Origin of the sequence: Nocardioides sp. CER19, assembly GCF_029846275.1 — a bacterium.
GTDB lineage: Bacteria > Actinomycetota > Actinomycetes > Propionibacteriales > Nocardioidaceae > Nocardioides.
The window spans coordinates 1,444,487-1,460,587 of the sequence record NZ_JARVWS010000002.1; the positions used below are offsets into that span (position 1 = coordinate 1,444,487).

The 16,101-nt window shown below is 71.5% G+C and carries 13 protein-coding genes and 2 tRNA genes; 8 read left to right on the forward strand and 7 right to left on the reverse strand.

What is annotated here, in order from left to right:
* Positions 1-53 precede the first annotated feature (53 nt).
* The 3 genes from dnaG (at position 54) to QDS12_RS15435 (ending at position 2,535) form a co-directional block, all read left to right on the forward strand.
* Positions 54-1,931 (forward strand): DNA primase, encoded by a 1,878-nt coding sequence (gene dnaG / locus QDS12_RS15425; protein WP_279880367.1) that lies wholly within the window; start codon positions 54-56, stop codon positions 1,929-1,931.
* Positions 1,928-2,401: a hypothetical protein gene (locus QDS12_RS15430; RefSeq protein ID WP_279880369.1), complete on the forward strand. Its 474-nt coding sequence runs from the start codon at positions 1,928-1,930 to the stop codon at positions 2,399-2,401. Before dnaG ends, QDS12_RS15430 begins: the two co-directional genes overlap by 4 nt.
* A 61-nt stretch (positions 2,402-2,462) precedes the next feature.
* Positions 2,463-2,535: transfer RNA gene (locus QDS12_RS15435), tRNA-Asn, on the forward strand.
* A 97-nt stretch (positions 2,536-2,632) separates the two neighbouring features.
* On the opposite strand, the gene QDS12_RS15440 is transcribed toward QDS12_RS15435, so the two are convergent.
* A tRNA-Ile gene (locus QDS12_RS15440) sits at positions 2,633-2,706 on the reverse strand.
* Between the two features lie 131 nt (positions 2,707-2,837).
* Here QDS12_RS15440 and QDS12_RS15445 point away from each other — a divergent pair.
* Positions 2,838-4,436, forward strand: coding sequence for an MFS transporter (locus QDS12_RS15445; protein ID WP_279880371.1), 1,599 nt, complete (start codon positions 2,838-2,840; stop codon positions 4,434-4,436).
* A gap of 2 nt (positions 4,437-4,438) precedes the next feature.
* Here the strand turns inward: QDS12_RS15445 and QDS12_RS15450 are convergent, their stop codons facing one another.
* Genes QDS12_RS15450 through QDS12_RS15465 form a run of 4 tightly spaced genes read right to left on the reverse strand, consistent with a single transcriptional unit; the run spans position 4,439 to position 10,164 of the window.
* Complete coding sequence (locus QDS12_RS15450; protein ID WP_279880372.1) at positions 4,439-4,954, reverse strand: hypothetical protein; 516 nt, start codon at positions 4,952-4,954, stop codon at positions 4,439-4,441.
* Positions 4,951-6,861, reverse strand: a complete 1,911-nt coding sequence (locus QDS12_RS15455; RefSeq protein WP_279880374.1) for a glycoside hydrolase family 15 protein — start codon at positions 6,859-6,861, stop codon at positions 4,951-4,953. Before QDS12_RS15455 ends, QDS12_RS15450 begins: the two co-directional genes overlap by 4 nt.
* A gap of 1 nt (position 6,862) precedes the next feature.
* Entirely contained in the window at positions 6,863-7,351 is a 489-nt protein-coding gene (locus QDS12_RS15460) for a DUF1269 domain-containing protein (protein ID WP_279880376.1), read from the reverse strand.
* Between the two features lie 32 nt (positions 7,352-7,383).
* Positions 7,384-10,164: a cation-translocating P-type ATPase gene (locus QDS12_RS15465; RefSeq protein ID WP_279880378.1), complete on the reverse strand. Its 2,781-nt coding sequence runs from the start codon at positions 10,162-10,164 to the stop codon at positions 7,384-7,386.
* A 292-nt stretch (positions 10,165-10,456) separates the two neighbouring features.
* Between QDS12_RS15465 and QDS12_RS15470 the strand changes: the two genes are divergently transcribed.
* Both QDS12_RS15470 and QDS12_RS15475 read left to right on the forward strand, forming a co-directional pair.
* Complete coding sequence (locus tag QDS12_RS15470; RefSeq protein ID WP_279880380.1) at positions 10,457-10,954, forward strand: DUF6325 family protein; 498 nt, start codon at positions 10,457-10,459, stop codon at positions 10,952-10,954.
* A 27-nt stretch (positions 10,955-10,981) separates the two neighbouring features.
* Positions 10,982-11,290 carry an SHOCT domain-containing protein gene (locus QDS12_RS15475; RefSeq protein WP_279880382.1) on the forward strand — a complete coding sequence of 103 codons (309 nt, stop codon included), beginning with the start codon at positions 10,982-10,984 and terminating at the stop codon, positions 11,288-11,290.
* Between the two features lies 1 nt (position 11,291).
* Here QDS12_RS15475 and QDS12_RS15480 read toward each other — a convergent pair whose 3' ends face one another.
* Positions 11,292-13,700, reverse strand: coding sequence for a LuxR C-terminal-related transcriptional regulator (locus QDS12_RS15480; protein WP_279880384.1), 2,409 nt, complete (start codon positions 13,698-13,700; stop codon positions 11,292-11,294).
* Positions 13,701-13,928: 228 nt separating this feature from the next.
* Entirely contained in the window at positions 13,929-14,354 is a 426-nt protein-coding gene (locus QDS12_RS15485) for a hypothetical protein (protein ID WP_279880386.1), read from the reverse strand.
* 119 nt (positions 14,355-14,473) lie between these two features.
* On the opposite strand from QDS12_RS15485, the gene QDS12_RS15490 reads away from it, so the two are divergent.
* Entirely contained in the window at positions 14,474-14,662 is a 189-nt protein-coding gene (locus QDS12_RS15490) for a DUF3099 domain-containing protein (protein ID WP_279880388.1), read from the forward strand.
* A gap of 71 nt (positions 14,663-14,733) precedes the next feature.
* A complete protein-coding gene (gene tyrS / locus QDS12_RS15495; protein ID WP_279880391.1) occupies positions 14,734-16,005 on the forward strand; it encodes a tyrosine--tRNA ligase in 1,272 nt (423 codons plus the stop codon).
* Positions 16,006-16,101 lie beyond the last annotated feature (96 nt).

Consider the following 16,101-nt stretch of genomic DNA (forward strand, 5'->3'; position numbering starts at 1 on the left):
CCGGCTGGGGAGGACTCGCCCGGCGGCGTACCTCCTCACCGTAGGATCGCCCCGTGGCCGGACGCATCCTCGAGAAGAGCATCGCGGAGGTGCGTGAGAAGGCCAAGATCGAGGACATCGTGGGGGAGTACGTCACCTTGCGCAACGCGGGAGGTGGCTCGCTCAAGGGCCTCTGCCCCTTCCACGACGAGAAGACGCCCAGCTTCAACGTGAACCCCTCGCGCGGCTTCTTCCACTGCTTCGGCTGCCAGGAGGGCGGCGACGTCATCGCCTTCGTCCAGAAGATCGACGGCCTCGGGTTCGCCGAGACGATCGAGCGGCTCGCCGACAAGGTCGGCGTCCAGCTGCAGCGCGACGACGGCGACGTGCCTCAGGAGCGCCGCGGCCCCGGCCGCGGCAAGCTGGTCGAGGCGCACAAGGTGGCTCAGGAGTTCTTCGCGGAGCAGCTCGTGACGCCGGACGCGCTGCCCGCGCGGCAGTTCCTGGCCGAGAAGGGGTTCGACCAGGCCGCGGCGCAGCAGTTCGGCGTCGGCTTCGCCCCGACCAACGGACGTCTGCTCGCCCAACACCTGCGGGCCCGCGGCTTCTCGGAGGAGGAGCTGAAAGTGGCCGGGATCATCGGCACCTGGGGGTCGTCCCGCTTCGAGGGACGTGTGACCTGGCCGATCCGTGAGTCCAACGGCGACGTGATCGGCTTCGGTGCCCGCAAGCTCTTCGAGCAGGACCGGATCGCGGGGAAGTACATCAACACCTCCGAGACGCCGATCTACAAGAAGAACCAGGTGCTCTACGGCATCGACCTCGCCCGCAAGGGGCTGCAGGCCACGCAGCGGGCCGTCGTGGTCGAGGGCTACACCGACGTCATGGCCTGCTACCTCTCCGGCGTGACCACGGCCGTGGCGACGTGTGGCACCGCCTTCACCAGCGACCACGGCAAGGTGCTGCGGCGGTTGATGGGCGACTTCAAGGGTTCGACCGGAGAGATCATCTTCACCTTCGACGGCGACGCCGCCGGCCAGGCGGCGGCCATCAAGGTGTTCGCGGCCGACGACGACTTCCACTCACCGACCTACGTCGCGGTGGCGCCCGACGGGCTCGACCCGTGCGACCTGCGCTTGAAGGATGGTGAGGAGGCGGTGCAGGCCCTGGTCGACGGTCGTCGCCCGCTCTACGAGTTCGTGTTGCGCAACGTCGTGGGCAAGTACGACCTGGACCGTGCCGACGGCAGGATCGACGCGCTTCGCGAGGGCGCGGCGCTGGTGTCGTCGGTGCGCGACCGCTCCAAGGCGGACGGGTTCGCCCGCGACCTCGCCGGGATGGTGGGCGTCGACATCGACGAGGCCCGCGCCGAGGTACGACGCGCGCAGAGCCGCGGCGCTGGACGGACGCAGACCGCGCCTGCCCCGCGACAGGCGGCTCCCGACGAGCGGCCGGCCGCGCCCGCGCCACGCGTGCCCGACCTCGACGACCCGCGGTTCCGCGTGGAGCGCGAGACCCTCAAGCTCGTCCTGCAGCACCCGGTCGCGATCGGGCGCAGCACCGCCGAGGTCGGCCCTGCCGACTTCACCCACCCCGTCTACCGCGCCGTCTGGGAGCTGGTCGCCGCGGCCGGCGGACCGGTCGAGGGCGCCGGCGACCAGCAGTGGGTCTCGCGGGTCCGGTCAGGGGTGACGGACCCCCGGCTGGGGCAGGTCGTCAGCGCCCTGGCCGTCGAGCCGATCCGGGCGAAGGAGGCGTCGTCGGCGTACGTCCTCGAGCACGTGGTCCGGCTGCGCGAGGCGACCATCGCGCGCCAGATCGCCGACGCGCACAGCCGACTGCAGCGCAGCGACCCGGCCGGCGACGCCGAGGGCTACCTCGCGGCCTTCGGTGAGCTCGACCGGCTCGAGCGGCAGCGGCGCGCACTGCGCGACCGGATCGTGGTGTCGTGAGGATCTTCCGCAAGGACCCGGTGCCCGTCGCGGCCGGGGAGCGGGTGCTCGCCAGCGCTCCGCTGACCGGTGGCGGGGAGGTGGTCGCCGGAACCCGCGAGGCGCTCTACGTCGCCGGTCACCGCGTCCCGTGGGAGCAGGTGGAGGCGGCTTCCTGGGACCAGGACTCCGGGATCCTCACCGTCACCGAGACCGGGCCGTCCGCGGCGGTGCACCGGCTGCCGGTCGACAGCCCCGTCCGGCTGCTCCAGCTCGTCCGCGAGCGCGTCACTGCGAGCGTCGTCCTGCAGCGCGTCGTCCCGCTGCCGCTCGGGACAGCCCGGATCGTGGCCCGCCGCGCGGCCGGCGGCGATCGTGCGGTGACCTGGTTCGTCGAGTACGACGACCTGGCCGATCCCGACGACGCCGGCGTGATCGCCCTGGTCGGATCGGCGCTGTCGGCGGCCCAGGACGACCTCGGTGACGCCTGAGCGACTCCCGATTTCACCGCGCCGACCGGCCCTTGCTAATGTTTCGCCCGCTGCCAAGCGATCCCCTGTAGCTCAACTGGCAGAGCATGCGACTGTTAATCGCAGGGTTGTTGGTTCGAGTCCAACCGGGGGAGCAACCAAGGGCCGCTGACCGTCTGGTCGGCGGCCCTTCGTGCGTGAACCGCCGCGCCGCACGCCGTGGTGAGCGGCCGAGTGGGCGCACGCACCGAGTAGGGCGGGTGGGGCTCGAACCCACGACCCAAGGATTATGAGTCCTCTGCTCTGACCGACTGAGCTACCGCCCCTCGGGCGGTGACCTTACCGGCCATCAGGTGGGCCGTCCGCACGAGCCACCCGGCGGCGGGTGGTGCCGGGGCGGCTCTGCGTTCGTACGGTGGGCCCGTAGGAACGTGGGCCGCAGGGAGCGGAGGCGCGGATGTCCGAAGTGGCCACTGACGGGCTGGTCCCCACGGAAGGCTTCAACCGCCGGTTGGCGGTGCTGCTCTCGATGGCGATGTTCGTGCTCGTCGTGGACACCTCGCTCATGAACGTGTCGATCTCGGCGGTGGTCCAGGACCTCGACGCGACCGTGAGCGGCGTGCAGTCGGCGATCGCGCTCGAAGCGCTGGTCTCGGCCTCGTTCATCCTCATCGGCGGGAAGGTGGCCGACCTCATCGGCCGCAAGCGCGCCTACATCCTCGGGTTGTGCGGCTACGGCGTCGGCGCGATCGCCATGACGCTGGCCCAGGACCTGCGGGCGATCATCGTGTTCTGGGCGATCATCGGCGGCATCGGCGCCTCACTGCTCCTTCCGGGGATGCAGTCGCTGATCCACGGCAACTTCTCCGGGGCGGCGCAGAAGCGGGTCTACGCGCTGGTGGGCGCCTCCGCCGCGATCGCCGCCGCCATCGGGCCGCTGATCGGCGGCCTGCTCACCACGACGCTGTCCTGGCGGGTCGGCTTCCTGGGCGAGGCGGCCATCATCGCCGTCGTGCTGGGCGGCACCGGCATGATCAAGGACGTCCCCTACACCGGACCGCGTCGCGTCGACGTCGTCGGCGCCGTCCTGTCGGTGCTCGGCATGGGCGGGCTCGTGCTCGGTGTGCTGGTGTGGCAGGAGGGCGGGGCGGCGGTCGGCGCGCTCCTGGCCGTCGGCGTCATCGGCCTCGGCTCGCTCGTCTACTGGCTGGTGCGGCGCAGCCGGAGCGGTCACACCACGCTCGTGGACCCCGGCCTGTTCCGCTCGCGGCACTTCCGGTCCGGGATCTCGGGTCAGCTGCTGCAGCAGATCGCGCTCGGCGGCGCCATGATCACGCTACCCATCTACTTCCAGATGGTGCTCGAGTACAACGCCCTGGAGGCGGGCCTCTCCCTGGCGCCGCTGTCGCTGAGCATGTTCGCGATGTCCGCGCTGGCCGGGAAGCGCGCCGCCCACCGGCGCCCGAGCGGCATCATCAGGATCGGCTTCCTCCTCCTCGCGCTCGGCCTGGTCGCCGTCGTCCTGGTCGTGCCGCGCGGCGACACCGGGTGGGCGCTCGCCGTCCCGCTGGTCATCACCGGCGCCGGGCTGGGACTCCTGGTCTCCCAGCTCAACAACTTCACCCTGGCCCCGATCTCCGAGGAGCGGGTCAGCGAGGCGTCCGCGGTCAACTCGGCCGCCGGCTCGTTCGGGCTGTCGTTCGGACTCGCCTTCGCCGGTGCGGTCATGCTCGCCGCGATGTCGGCCGCCTTCACCGCCCAGGCCAATGCCAGCGACGTATTGCCGGCGCAGGCCCAGGACCAGGTCGCCCGGGCGCTCGAGGACGACGCCCAGGTCATGAGCAACACCCGACTGACCGAGCAGCTCGCCGGCCAGCCACCAGAGATCCGGGACGAGATCGTCCGCATCAACACCGACGTACGGCCGCTCGCGCTCCAGATCGGGCTCGCCGTGCCCATCATCAGCGCGCTGGTCGGGTTGGTGCTGTCCTTCCGCATGGTGCGGCTGCCCGACCTCGAGGCCTCCTCCGACGTCGAGGGGTTGCTGGGCGGCTGAGGTCAGTGCAGGGCGACCTTCAGCAGCGCGACGAGGATCCCGATGGCGGCACCGGCGCATGCACTGGCGATCCGACCGCCGGTGTCGAGTCCGCCTCGGGCGCCGGCCAGATAGCTGTAGAGGGTCAGCAGCCCTATGGTCGCGATGAGGGCGATCCAGGCGGAGGTGCGCAGCTCGGCGCCCGCGAGGCGGGAGACCAGCAGCACGAGCAGCGGCACGATGGACGCCCCGAAGATCGGCGCGGTGACGACGAGCGCGTGCCGGAACGCGGCGATCGGGTGGTGGCGGTGGGTCAGCGAGCTGCCGAGGGTGACGGCATGCAGGTGGGCGAGCCAGTACACCGCGACCGTGCCCAGGATCGCGAGGCTGAGCTCGCCGGTCGACTTCACGTGCCCCGCGCCGTACGCGATGGCGGCGGCGCACACGACGGTGCCCGTGATCGCGCCCTCGCCGCCGACGACCAGGCCGAGCAGGTCGCGGCGCCGATGCGCCGTGTCCGACCCGTCGCGGAGCGTCATCCGCCCAGGGGCGACGGCACCGTGCCGAACGGCTCGGGGCCTGCCGTGCTCGCGGGCACGCCGTCGGACCTCGCCTCCAGCCGGCGGTCGAGGATGACGGCGGCGTCGATCGGGGAGAGATGGGTGAACGCCTGCGGGAAGTTGCCGAGCTGCTCGCCGGTCAGCCCGATCTCCTCCGCGTAGAGACCGAGGTGGTTGTCGTAGGTCAGCATCTTCTCGAAGGCCATCTGCGCCTTCTCGACCATTCCCGAGGTGGCCAGCGCGTTGACGTACGCGAAGCTGCACAGCGAGAACGTGCCCTCGGAGCCGGCCAGGCCGTCGGGGGAGGCGGCGGGGTCGTAGCGGTAGACCAGGCTGTCCGTCACCAGCTCACCGTCCATCGCCCGCAGCGTCGAGAGCCACCGGGGGTCGGTGGGTGAGACGAAGCCGACCGTCGGCATTCGCAGCAGCGACGAGTCGAGGACGTCGCTGTCGTAGTGCTGCACGAACGCCTTTCGCTTCTCGCTCCAGCCCCTGGTCATCACCTGCTCGTAGATCGCGTCCCGAGCCGCGCGCCAGCTGTCGACCGGCGCGGGGTGGCCGCGTTGCCACGCCAGGCGGATGCCGCGGTCGAGGGCGACCCAGCTCATGAGGCGGCCGTAGGTGAAGTCCTTGCGGCCGCCGCGGGTCTCCCAGATGCCCTCCTCCGGCTGGTCCCAGTTGTCGGTGAGCCAGTCGAGCAGGTCGCGCATCCCGCGCCAGCCGTCGTACCCCATCTGCAGGCCGCGTCGCTCACCCTGGTAGAGGCTGTCGATCGCCTCGCCGTAGATGTCGAGCTGCAGCTGGCCGGCCGCGCCGTTGCCGATCCGCACCGGCGCGGAGCCGCGGTAGCCCTCCCAGTGGGCGAGGACCGTCTCGTCGAGGTCGGAGCTGCCGTCGACGCGGTACATGATGTTGAGCGGCCCGCTCGCGCCGCCGGCCTGCTCCTCGGCGCGGGCGCGGAGCCACCGGCCCAGCGCAGCGGCCTCGTCGGTGAAGCCGAGGCTCAGCAGGGAGTAGACCGAGAACGACGCGTCGCGCACCCAGGTGTACCGGTAGTCCCAGTTGCGCTCGCCGCCGAGCTGCTCCGGCAGCGCGGCCGTGGGCGCCGCCACGATGCCGCCGGTGGGGGCGTAGGTCATGAGCTTGAGCGTGATCGCCGAGCGGTCGACCATCTCGCGCCAGCGACCGCGATAGGTGGACCGGCCGATCCACGACTTCCAGAACGACATCGTCTCGGCATACAACGCCCACACCGACGACGGCCGCAGGACCCGTGGCCGCGCGTCACGGCCGGTCTCGAGGACCACGCCTCGGCTCTGGCCCGCGGTGAGCGTCACCTCGCCGCGTACGTCGTCCCCGGCCGGCTCGGCCCGCGCGACCCGCTCGTCGTCGGGCTCGCGCACGATGCTGACAGCGACCGTCGTCGTCGAGCCCTCGAAGACCGCACCGTCGTCGTTCAGGTGCAGCCGATGCGGCTCGCGCCCGTAGTCGAACCGAGGGGCGATCTCGATGGCGAAGGTCATCTCGCCGCGGACACAGCGGATGATCCGCACCAGCCGGTGGGCGTCGGTCGCCACGGTCTCGCGCGCGACCGGCATGAAGTCGACCACCTCGCCGACGCCCGCCTCGGTGAGGAAACGGGTGACCAGGATCGCCGTGCCGGGGATGTAGAGCTGCTTGCGGGTGAACTGCTCGGCCGTCGGCCCGATGCGGAAGTGACCGCCCCGGTGTCGGTCGAGGAGGCCACCGAAGATGCTCGGCGAGTCGAAACGTGGTGAGCAGAACCAGTCGACGTCGCCGTCGGTCGTCACGAGGGCGCACGTCTGCAGGTCGCCGATCAGCCCGTGCTCGGCGATGAGCGGGTAGTCGTCGGTGGGGGCGGACACGTCAGGAGCCGCCGAAGGTCTCGAGGAGGGTGTCTCGCTCGGCCTCGGTGAGGTTGGTGTGGATGAGCTTCTTGTCGCCGAAGTGGAAGCGCTCGCCGAGCCGGTCCAGCTGGGCGCCCTCGGTAACCAGGAACAGCGCCGACGTGCCCGGCGTGACCTCGTCGCGCAGCCGGTCGATGTCCTTCGGCGTGATGCCGGTGCCGTCGGTCATCTTGCTCATCACCCCGAGGGAGGCACCGACGACGGCACCCGCGATGGGGACCGTGAAGAGGGCACCCGTGAGGACGCCCCAGACCGTTCCCCAGGCGGCGCCGCGCTTGGGGTCGTCGTACGAGTGGTCGACGTGCGCCTTCTCCTCGCCCTCCGGCCAGGTGATGACCGCGTGGTCGACGACCCGGACGAGCCCGTCAGCGGACGCGCTCTTGAGGACCTTGACCGCGCGTTGCGCCTCGGTCGCGTCCTCGAACTTCCACACGGTGAAGGTGGTCATCGTTGTCTTCCTTCCTCACGGGGTACGCCGGCTCAGGCGGGGGTGGGTGCGGTCGGGACGAGCTCCACCTGCGGCGCGGCCGGACCTGACGCGCCACGTCGCCGGAGCACGAGCTTGATGGCCTCCTCGACCACGACGAGGGAGGCGGCCAGCCCGACGCAGATGCACCACTGGGCGAAGGTCAGGCCGGTCGTGTCGAAGATCCGCTGCAGGAAGCCGAGCGCGGTGACGGCGATGATCGCGACCACCGCCACGCCGTAGCGGCGCAGCTGGGTGACGGCCGGGATGGCGTCGCGGTCGAAGATGGTGTTCACCTGGTCGCGGGAGAGCAGCGCCGCCGCCAGGTGGAACAGAGACAGGCAGGTGAGCAGCATGGTGGCGGCGACGACGGCGCCGTCCTGGGAGTGGCCGATCTGGTAGGCGACCAGGGCGCCGATCGTCATCACCGCACCCTGGATGCACAGCCTGACCCAGTTCGCTGCCGTGAGCACCGGTGCTCCGACCGGGCGCGGCGCCCGCGCCATCAGACCGTGAGCGGACTCGTCGAACCCGAGGGCGATCGCCAGGGGCACGTCGACGACCATGTTGAGCCAGAGGATCTGCAGCGGCCCGAGCGGTGCGCCGTCGGCGATCCCGAGGACGCCCGCGCCGATGAAGATCGCGATGTAGGCCACCAGTGTCGACATCTGGAAGCGCAGGTACTTCAGCAGGTTGTCGTAGAGGGTGCGGCCGTAGGACACGGCCCCGACGATGGTCGCGAAGTTGTCGTCGGTCAGGATCATGACGGCGGCCTCCTTGGAGACCTCGGTGCCGGTGATGCCCATCGCGACGCCGATGTCGGCCGACTTCAGGGCCGGCGCGTCGTTGACGCCGTCACCGGTCATGGCGACGACGTTGCCCTTCTCCTGCAGGGTGCGGACCAGCCGGACCTTGTCCTCGGGTGCCACCCGGGCGATGACGCCGATGTCGTCGATCGCGTCGCGCAGCTGCTCGTCGGGCATGGCGGCGAACTCGGCACCGGTCACCGCCCGGCCCTCGATGCCCAGCTCCGTGGCGATCGCGGCGGCAGTCGTGGCGTGGTCGCCGGTGATCATGCGGACCCGGATGCCCGCCTTGCGGCACTCCGCGATCGCGTCCCTGGCCTCGGCGCGCGGGGGGTCGACGATGCCGACCATCGCCAGCAGCGTCAGGTCCTGCACGAGGTCGAACGGCTGCGTGCTCCCAGCGGCCCACGTGGCGGGATCCAGGTCGCGCTGCGCGACCACCATCACGCGCTCCCCGGCGTTGGCGATGCGGTCGTTGGCGTCCAGGGCCAGGTGGCGGTTGGCGTCGGTGATGGGCGCCCGGGTGCCGTCGGGGTTGCGGATGTCGATCGCACGAGCGATGAGGACGTCCGGTGCCCCCTTCACGTAGCAGCGCACGACGGGCTCGCCGTGCTCGCCGGTCATCTCGTGGAACGTCGCCATGAACTTGTAGTCGGAGTCGAACGGCACCTCGCCGACCCGGGGCAGCGCCGCCCGCGTCTCGGCGATGTCCAGGCCGCCCTTGGCGCCGAGCACGATGAGGGCGCCCTCGGTCGGGTCCCCGATGAGGCCCTCGCCGTCGAGCACGGCGTCGGCGCAGAGCACCATCGGGAGCAGGTAGGGGTCGAGGTCGTGCCGCTCGCCACCCACGTGGTGGATGTCGCCGACGGTGCTGTAGCCCTCGCCGGACACGGTGAACCGGTTCTGGCCGGGGATGACCAGCTGACGCGCCGTCATCTTGTTGAGGGTGAGCGTGCCGGTCTTGTCCGAGCAGATGGCCGAGGTCGAGCCGAGGGTCTCCACTGCCGGGAGTCGCTTGACGATGGCGTTGCGGCGCGCGATCTCGCGGGTGCCCATCGACAGCAGCGCGGTGACGACCGCGGGCAGGCCGGTCGGGATCGCGGCGACCGCGAGGGCGACGCCGGTGATGAAGAGGTCGTCGAACGACTGCCCGCGGGCCAGCCCGAGCAGCACGACCAGGACCAGGGCCAGTCCGGCGATCGAGGCGATGATGCGCGAGAGCGCGTCGAGCTGCTTCTGCAGCGGCGTCTTGCTGCTCTCGGTGTGGGAGAGCATGTCGGCGATGTGACCGATCTCGGTCTTCATCCCCGTCGCCGTCACGATCAGCTCGCCGCGCCCACGGGTGACCGAGGTGTTCATGTAGGCCATGCAGGTGCGGTCTCCGAGCGGCACCTCGTCGCCGGGCACCGGCTCGGTCGACTTCCCCACGGGCAGGCTCTCGCCGGTGAGCGCGGCCTCCTCGATCTCGAGGCTCGCGGCGACGCAGACCCGGGCGTCGGCCGGGACCCGGTTGCCGGCCTCGACGAGCACGACGTCGCCCGGCACCAGGTCCTCGGCGTCGATCTCGACCGCCTGCCCGTCGCGCCGGACGCGGGCCACCGTGCGCATCATCTGGGCCAGCGCCTTGACGCTCTCCTCGGCCTTGGCCTCCTGGCGCACGCCGATCACGGCGTTGAGGACGGTGAGGCCGGCCAGCACCACGGTCGTCCCGGTGTCCCCGGTCACGATCTGGTTCACGACGGCAGCGGCGACGAGGATGATCTGCATGAAGTCCTCGTACTGACGCAGGAAGGCGCGCCAGCCGGGCTCGTGCGCCCCCTCGGTGAGCCGGTTGGGGCCGAAGGAGGCCAGCCGCTTCTGTGCCTCTCCCGTCGAGAGTCCCTGCGCCGGGTCCACGTCGAGGGCGAGTGCGACGGCGGCGGCGTCCGAGCCGACCGGGTCGGCGTCCTTCCCTGGCCGCGAGCGCAGGTCGGTGTTGGGCGTGGACATCAGCGGCTCCCTCCTCGGGCGGCACCCGATCGGGTCCGGCACGCCGGACTCCTCTGCATCGTCTGCCGGAGCGGGTGGGACATCGCCACCCGCGAGGGGGTGGGTGACCCGACCGGGCGGCCGACAGCACCCGGCCGACGTACGACGTCGGAGCGGTGGTCGGCGGGCGCGATCGGGTCCTCGACCGGCGATCTGCTCGCGCCCACCCGTCCCGGGGTGGTGCGGCGCGGGCGCGTCGGTGCGACGGTCGGCTCGTCGTTGATTCGTGGCCGAGCGTCGGAGGGAACAGACGATGACCGAGCAGATCGAGAAGTCCGCGCAGACCGCGGCGACCGAGCAGACCGGCGACGACTACGTCGTCGGACCGATCGACTACCTCGCCATCGAGTTCCCGGGGGCGCGACTGACCGGCGACGGTCTCGCTGCGCTCCTTGACCTCGTCGACCGCGGGGTGATCCGCATCCTCGACCTGCGCGTGGCGAAGGTCGACGCCGACGGCACGGTGACCGCCGTCGAGCTCACCGACCTCGACGGCGACGGCGTCCTGGACCTGTCCGTGTTCGCTGGCGTCCGGTCCGGGTTGCTCGACGACGAGGACGTCAACGCGAGTGCCGGGCTGGTCGAGCCGGGGAACGCGGTCGGCGTGCTGCTCTACGAGAACACCTGGGCCGGCCCGTTCGTGGCCGCGATGCGGCGAGCAGGCGCCGAGGTCATCGCCAGCGGGCGGGTCCCCGCGGACGACGTGATCGCGATGTTGGACGAGCTGGAGGAGTCGGGGCAGCAGGACTGATCCCCGACCGGAACGAGGAGGAGATCGATGGGACTCATCGGCGGAATGGCGCGGACGGCCGTCGTCGCGGGCACTGCGACGGCGGTGTCGAACAGGGTGTCCCGGCGCCAGGCCGGGCGCTGGGCGGCACAGGACGCCTACGCGGCCCAGCAGCAGCAGGCGTACTCCGCACCACAGGAGCAGTACGCGCCACCTCAGCAGTACTCGCCGCCGCCCGCGAGCGCCCCGGACACCGACGACCTGATCGCCCAGCTCGAGAAGCTCGGCCGGTTGCGGGACTCGGGCGTCCTCAGCGACGAGGAGTTCGCAGCCCAGAAGGCACGCCTGTTGGGCTGACCTACCCGCGCGGAAGCAGCCGCATGCGACGCGCGGAGTCCACGGCCTGCGACCGGGACTCCACGCCGAGCTTGCGGTAGATCGCGCGCAGGTGGAACTTCAGCGTGTTCTGGGAGACGTAGAGCTCGGCGGCGATCTCGCTGAGGGTTAGCCTGCTCGGCAGCAGGCGCAGCACGTCGCGCTCGCGGTCGGTCAGGTCGTCGATCGGACGCTCGGCGTCGTGACCCGTCCACGTGGGGACCAGCGCGTGCCGCAGCCGATCCATCCACGGCTCCGGCACGCGCCACGCGGCCAGCTCGATCAGCTCCATGAGCGGCGCGCCCTCCGACGCGACCGTTCGCAGCATCGCGTGGCGGGCGGCCAGGGCGAGCGTCCGGGCGACCTCCTGTGCTGCCGCGGTCCGGTCCCGGGGAGCGAGCGCCTGCCCCAGCAGCAGTCCGGCGACCACCTGGTGCCGGACGCAACGGGTCCGTGCCCGTCGTACGGCCTGCTCGGCCTCGGCGTGCCGGCCGAGGGCGAGATCGATCCTGGCCCTGCAGACAGGGCTCCAGAACGGGTCGGAGACGCGCTCCGACCAGTCCAGCGCCGTCGCGGGCACGTCGGTCGCGAGGGCCAGCTCGACGCCCGCGCGGGCGATCAGGTCGCTCGGACCGGCGTCGGACGACCCGAGCGATGACGCATCGCCCGTCGCGGAGGCGAGCCGTGCGTGCAGGCGATCGGCCTCGTCCAGCTGGCGGGCGGCGGCGCTCAGGTCGCCGGAGCTCATCCGGAGCCGCACGAGCTCGACCTGCGCGACCAGCTGCAGGACCGGGTCCGGGTACGTCGACGTGCCGGCCAGCGCCTCGAGCGCGGTGCGCGCGTCCGCCCGCTGGTCCAGCTCCCGCGCGACGAGGGCGTCGGCCAGCGCGAGCCGGGTCCGAACGGCTTCGTACGTGTCGGCCCTTCCGCGGAGGCCGTCGGCGACGCGTGCCGCGTCGAGAGGATGCCCGGCCAGCGCCAGACCGACCGCCCGACTGCCCTCGAGGACCCAGCGCCCGCTGGCTTCCGCGAGGCTGGCGGCCCGCGCCTGGCCGATGACCGGCAGCCGGTCGTTCCAACGCTCGTCGACGGCGATGCCGCAGGCGATCATCCGCCAGCAGAACCTGTCGATCGGGTCCGCACCCGCCATCCCGCCGGATGCGTCCAGCGCGCGCCGAGCCTCCGCGACGGCGTGGTGCCAGTCGGCGCGCAGCCAGCTCGTGGCGGCGCGCAGCGTCCTCAGTCGCGACGGCTCCGGCTCCGGGAGCGAGCCGGCGGTCGACTCGGCGGTCGTCAAGGCGTCCTGGAGCGCGTTCGGGCCGGCCGGCAGCTGGCACCAGGCGAAGCGGACGGCGTCGACCGGGTCGCGAGAGGCGGTGTCGGCCGCGATGTGGTCGAGGGCGTCGACGGCTCGAGCCCCGTTGCCGGCGTCGACGAGTGGCAACGACACCTCCGAGAGGACGCGCAGGGCATCGCTCGCGCGTTCCGCCGCGAGCCAGTGGTCGAGTGCTGCCAGCTCGTCCCCGCGGGTCTCGAACCACTGCGCCGCCCGGGCGTGCTGCTTGAGGAGCCCGTCCGGCCAGCGGCGCCACAGCCGCGCGATGAGCAGGTCGCGCACGAGGCTGTGCACCTCGAACCACCCGTCCGGCAGGGCGGTCAGGAAGAGGCCTGCGGCCTCCGCCTCCTCGAGCAGGTCGCCGGCGTCGGGCCGTTCGGTCAGGGCCTCGGCGAGGCCGTAGTTGATCCGACCCACGACCGACGCGGAGAGCAGCAGCCCGACGAGCTCGGGCCGCTCCGACTCGAGGACCTCCTCCCAGACGTACTCCTCGACGAGCCGTTCGGACGGCACAGGGGTTCCGTCCTTGTCGCCGTCCGGAACCGGCGCGACGGCCGGGGGCGAGGCCGCGGTGAAGCGACGCGACAGGATCGCGAGCGCCGACAGCTGGAGAGCGGCCGCCCAGCCGTCCGCGCGCGCCACGGCCCCCGCGAGGTCGTCGGGTCGGAGGTCGGAGCAGAGCCGAGCCAGTAGCAGCGCGGCCTCCTCCTCGGAGAAGCGGAGCGCGCCGAAGTCGACGTCGGCGAAGTCGCCGCTCGCGCGCAGCCGCCCGACGCGCAGGGGCGGTCGGCGGCGGCTCAGGAGCACCAGGTGCAGCCAGGACGGCCGCTGCGCGACGAAGGTGTCGAGAACGGTGCAGGCGACCTCGTCGTCGGCCAGTCGGTCGACATCGTCGATCACCAGCGTCGTGACGGCGCTCGCGTCGGCGCTCGTCTCGGCGGCCGCCAGCTCCAGCGCCGTCGCCAGGGAGGACCGCAGCTCGGTGGCGTCCCGGTCCGCCGCATCGAGGGTCAGCCACGCACTACGGCGTCCCGAGATCGACAGCCAGTCCGCCACGAGTGCGGTCTTCCCCGTGCCGGCAGGCGCCGCGACGGCCACCACCGGGTAGTCCGCGAGCTTGTCGAGAAGGGTGATGAGTCGCGGGCGTCGTACGAAGTGGCGCGGGGGACTCGACGGTCGGAACTTCGCTCCGACTGACCGGGGACCGGGCCGCCCGCGATGGATCGTCGGCGAGACTCGGTCCGGAGGCGGAGACATGGCCCGGCTCGGCTTCCCCGGCCGCGGCTACGCCCGTCGATCGCTGGACATCGTGGCGCACAGCGCCCAGATCACGAACCCGTTGAACGTGATGATGATGATGGACCAGAGCGGATATTGGGGGATGAAGGCGAAGTTCGCCACCGCGCTGATGACCGCGATGATGATGCCCACCACGTAGGCCCAGCCCTGGGCCATCACGAGGCCGACGCCGGTCCCGAGTGCGATCAGCCCCAGAACCAGGTGGACCCAGCCCCACGTCGTCAGGTCGATCTCGTAGGCGTAGTTGATGCCGCGTACGAAGATCGTGTCCTTGGCGAGCGCGGCGATGCCGTTCAGGATCTGGAAGACCGAGACCGTGGCGAGCGTGATCCCGGCGAAGAGGGTCAGCCCGTAGGCGAACGTGGGCGCGGTCGAACCGTCATAAGCCGCCGGCGACGTGTGAGCCGTCATGGCGATCTCCTTGCTGTTGGTGTCGGTACTCCGCCCCACGGTCGTCGGCCGCACGTGTCGCCGCACCACCCGTTACCGGTGATTCGGAGGACCGGAACGCCGGTGGGTACCGGGAGCTCATGCGCGAGCGCGCGCGACGACGCACCTATCTCGCCCTGATGGGCCTGTGCCTCGCCCTCTTCGTGCTCGCGTGGTCGGTGGTGCGGCTCTGGTCGCTCACCGCGGCGGTCGTCATGAGTCTGATCGCGGCCGTCCTGCCACCGATCGCCGTGATCGTCGGCAATCTCGGCTCGTCCGGCGGCGGCTGAGTGCCGCCTCGCCGGACTCACTAGGCTGGGGCGCGCACCGATGCGAAAAACCTGTGACTGGAAGGCCTGTCGTGCCCATCGACCCGACCCTGCTGGACGACCTCGAGTGGCGCGGCCTCATCGCGCACTCCACCGACCGCGACGCGCTCGCCGAAGCGCTCGCCGGCGGCAGCGTCCGGTTCTACGTCGGCTTCGACCCGACGGCGCCGAGCCTGCACATGGGCAACTTGCTCCAGATCGTCACCGCGATGCGCCTGCAGCGCGCGGGCCACACGCCGTACGCACTCGTCGGTGGCGCGACCGGCATGATCGGCGACCCGCGCGACTCGGGGGAGCGCACCCTCAACTCGCTCGACACGGTCAAGGACTGGGTCGAGCGCGTGCGCCGGCAGATCGAGCCGTTCCTCTCGTTCGAGGGCGAGAACGCGGCGACGATGGTCAACAACTACGACTGGACCGCGCCGCTCTCCGTCGTCGACTTCCTGCGCGACATCGGCAAGCACTTCCCGGTCAACCGGATGCTGGCCCGCGAGACCGTGAAGCGGCGCCTGGAGTCGGGGATCAGCTACACCGAGTTCTCCTACGTCCTGTTGCAGTCGATGGACTTCCTCAGCCTCTACCGGGACCACGGCGTCACTCTGCAGTTCGGAGGCTCGGACCAGTGGGGCAACCTCACCGGCGGCGTCGAGCTCATCCGCCGTGCGGACGGCGGCACGGCGCACGCCTTCGCCACGCCGCTGGTGACGAAGGCCGACGGCACCAAGTACGGGAAGACCGAGGGCGGAGCCCTCTGGCTCGACCCCGAGATGATGTCGCCGTACGCCTTCCACCAGTTCTGGCTCAACGTCGAGGACGAGAAGGTCGGCGAGCTGCTGCGCGTCTTCACGTTCCTGACGCACGAGGAGATCGAGGCCCTCGAGGAGCAGACGCGCGAGAAGCCGTTCCTGCGCGCCGGGCAGAAGGCGCTCGCCGACCACGTCACCACCCTCGTCCACGGGGCAGAGGAGACCGAGCAGGCGAAGGCGGCAGCGGCCGCGCTCTTCGGCGGGGGAGACCTCGCGACCCTCAGCGCCACGACGCTCGCGGCCGCCCTGCGGGAGGCCGGGGCGGTCACGGTGCCGGCCGCCGACGGGATGCCGACGGTCGTCGACCTGCTCATCGCCGCGGGCCTGGCGAGCAGCCGTAATGACGCCCGCCGTGCCATCGGCGAGGGCGGCGCCTACCTCAACAACACCCGCGTGGAGGACCCCGAGGCCGTCGTGGCGAGCGACGACCTGATCGGCGGGCGCTGGCTCGTCGTACGCCGTGGGAAGAAGCGGTTCGCCGGCGTCGAGCTCGTCTGAGCCGCGGATACACCCCTGGAACTGGGCCCTGACCTGGGGTTATGTGTGGGGTGGGTTGTGGATTTGTGTGGTGGGGTGGGGTCGTCTAGTGTTCTC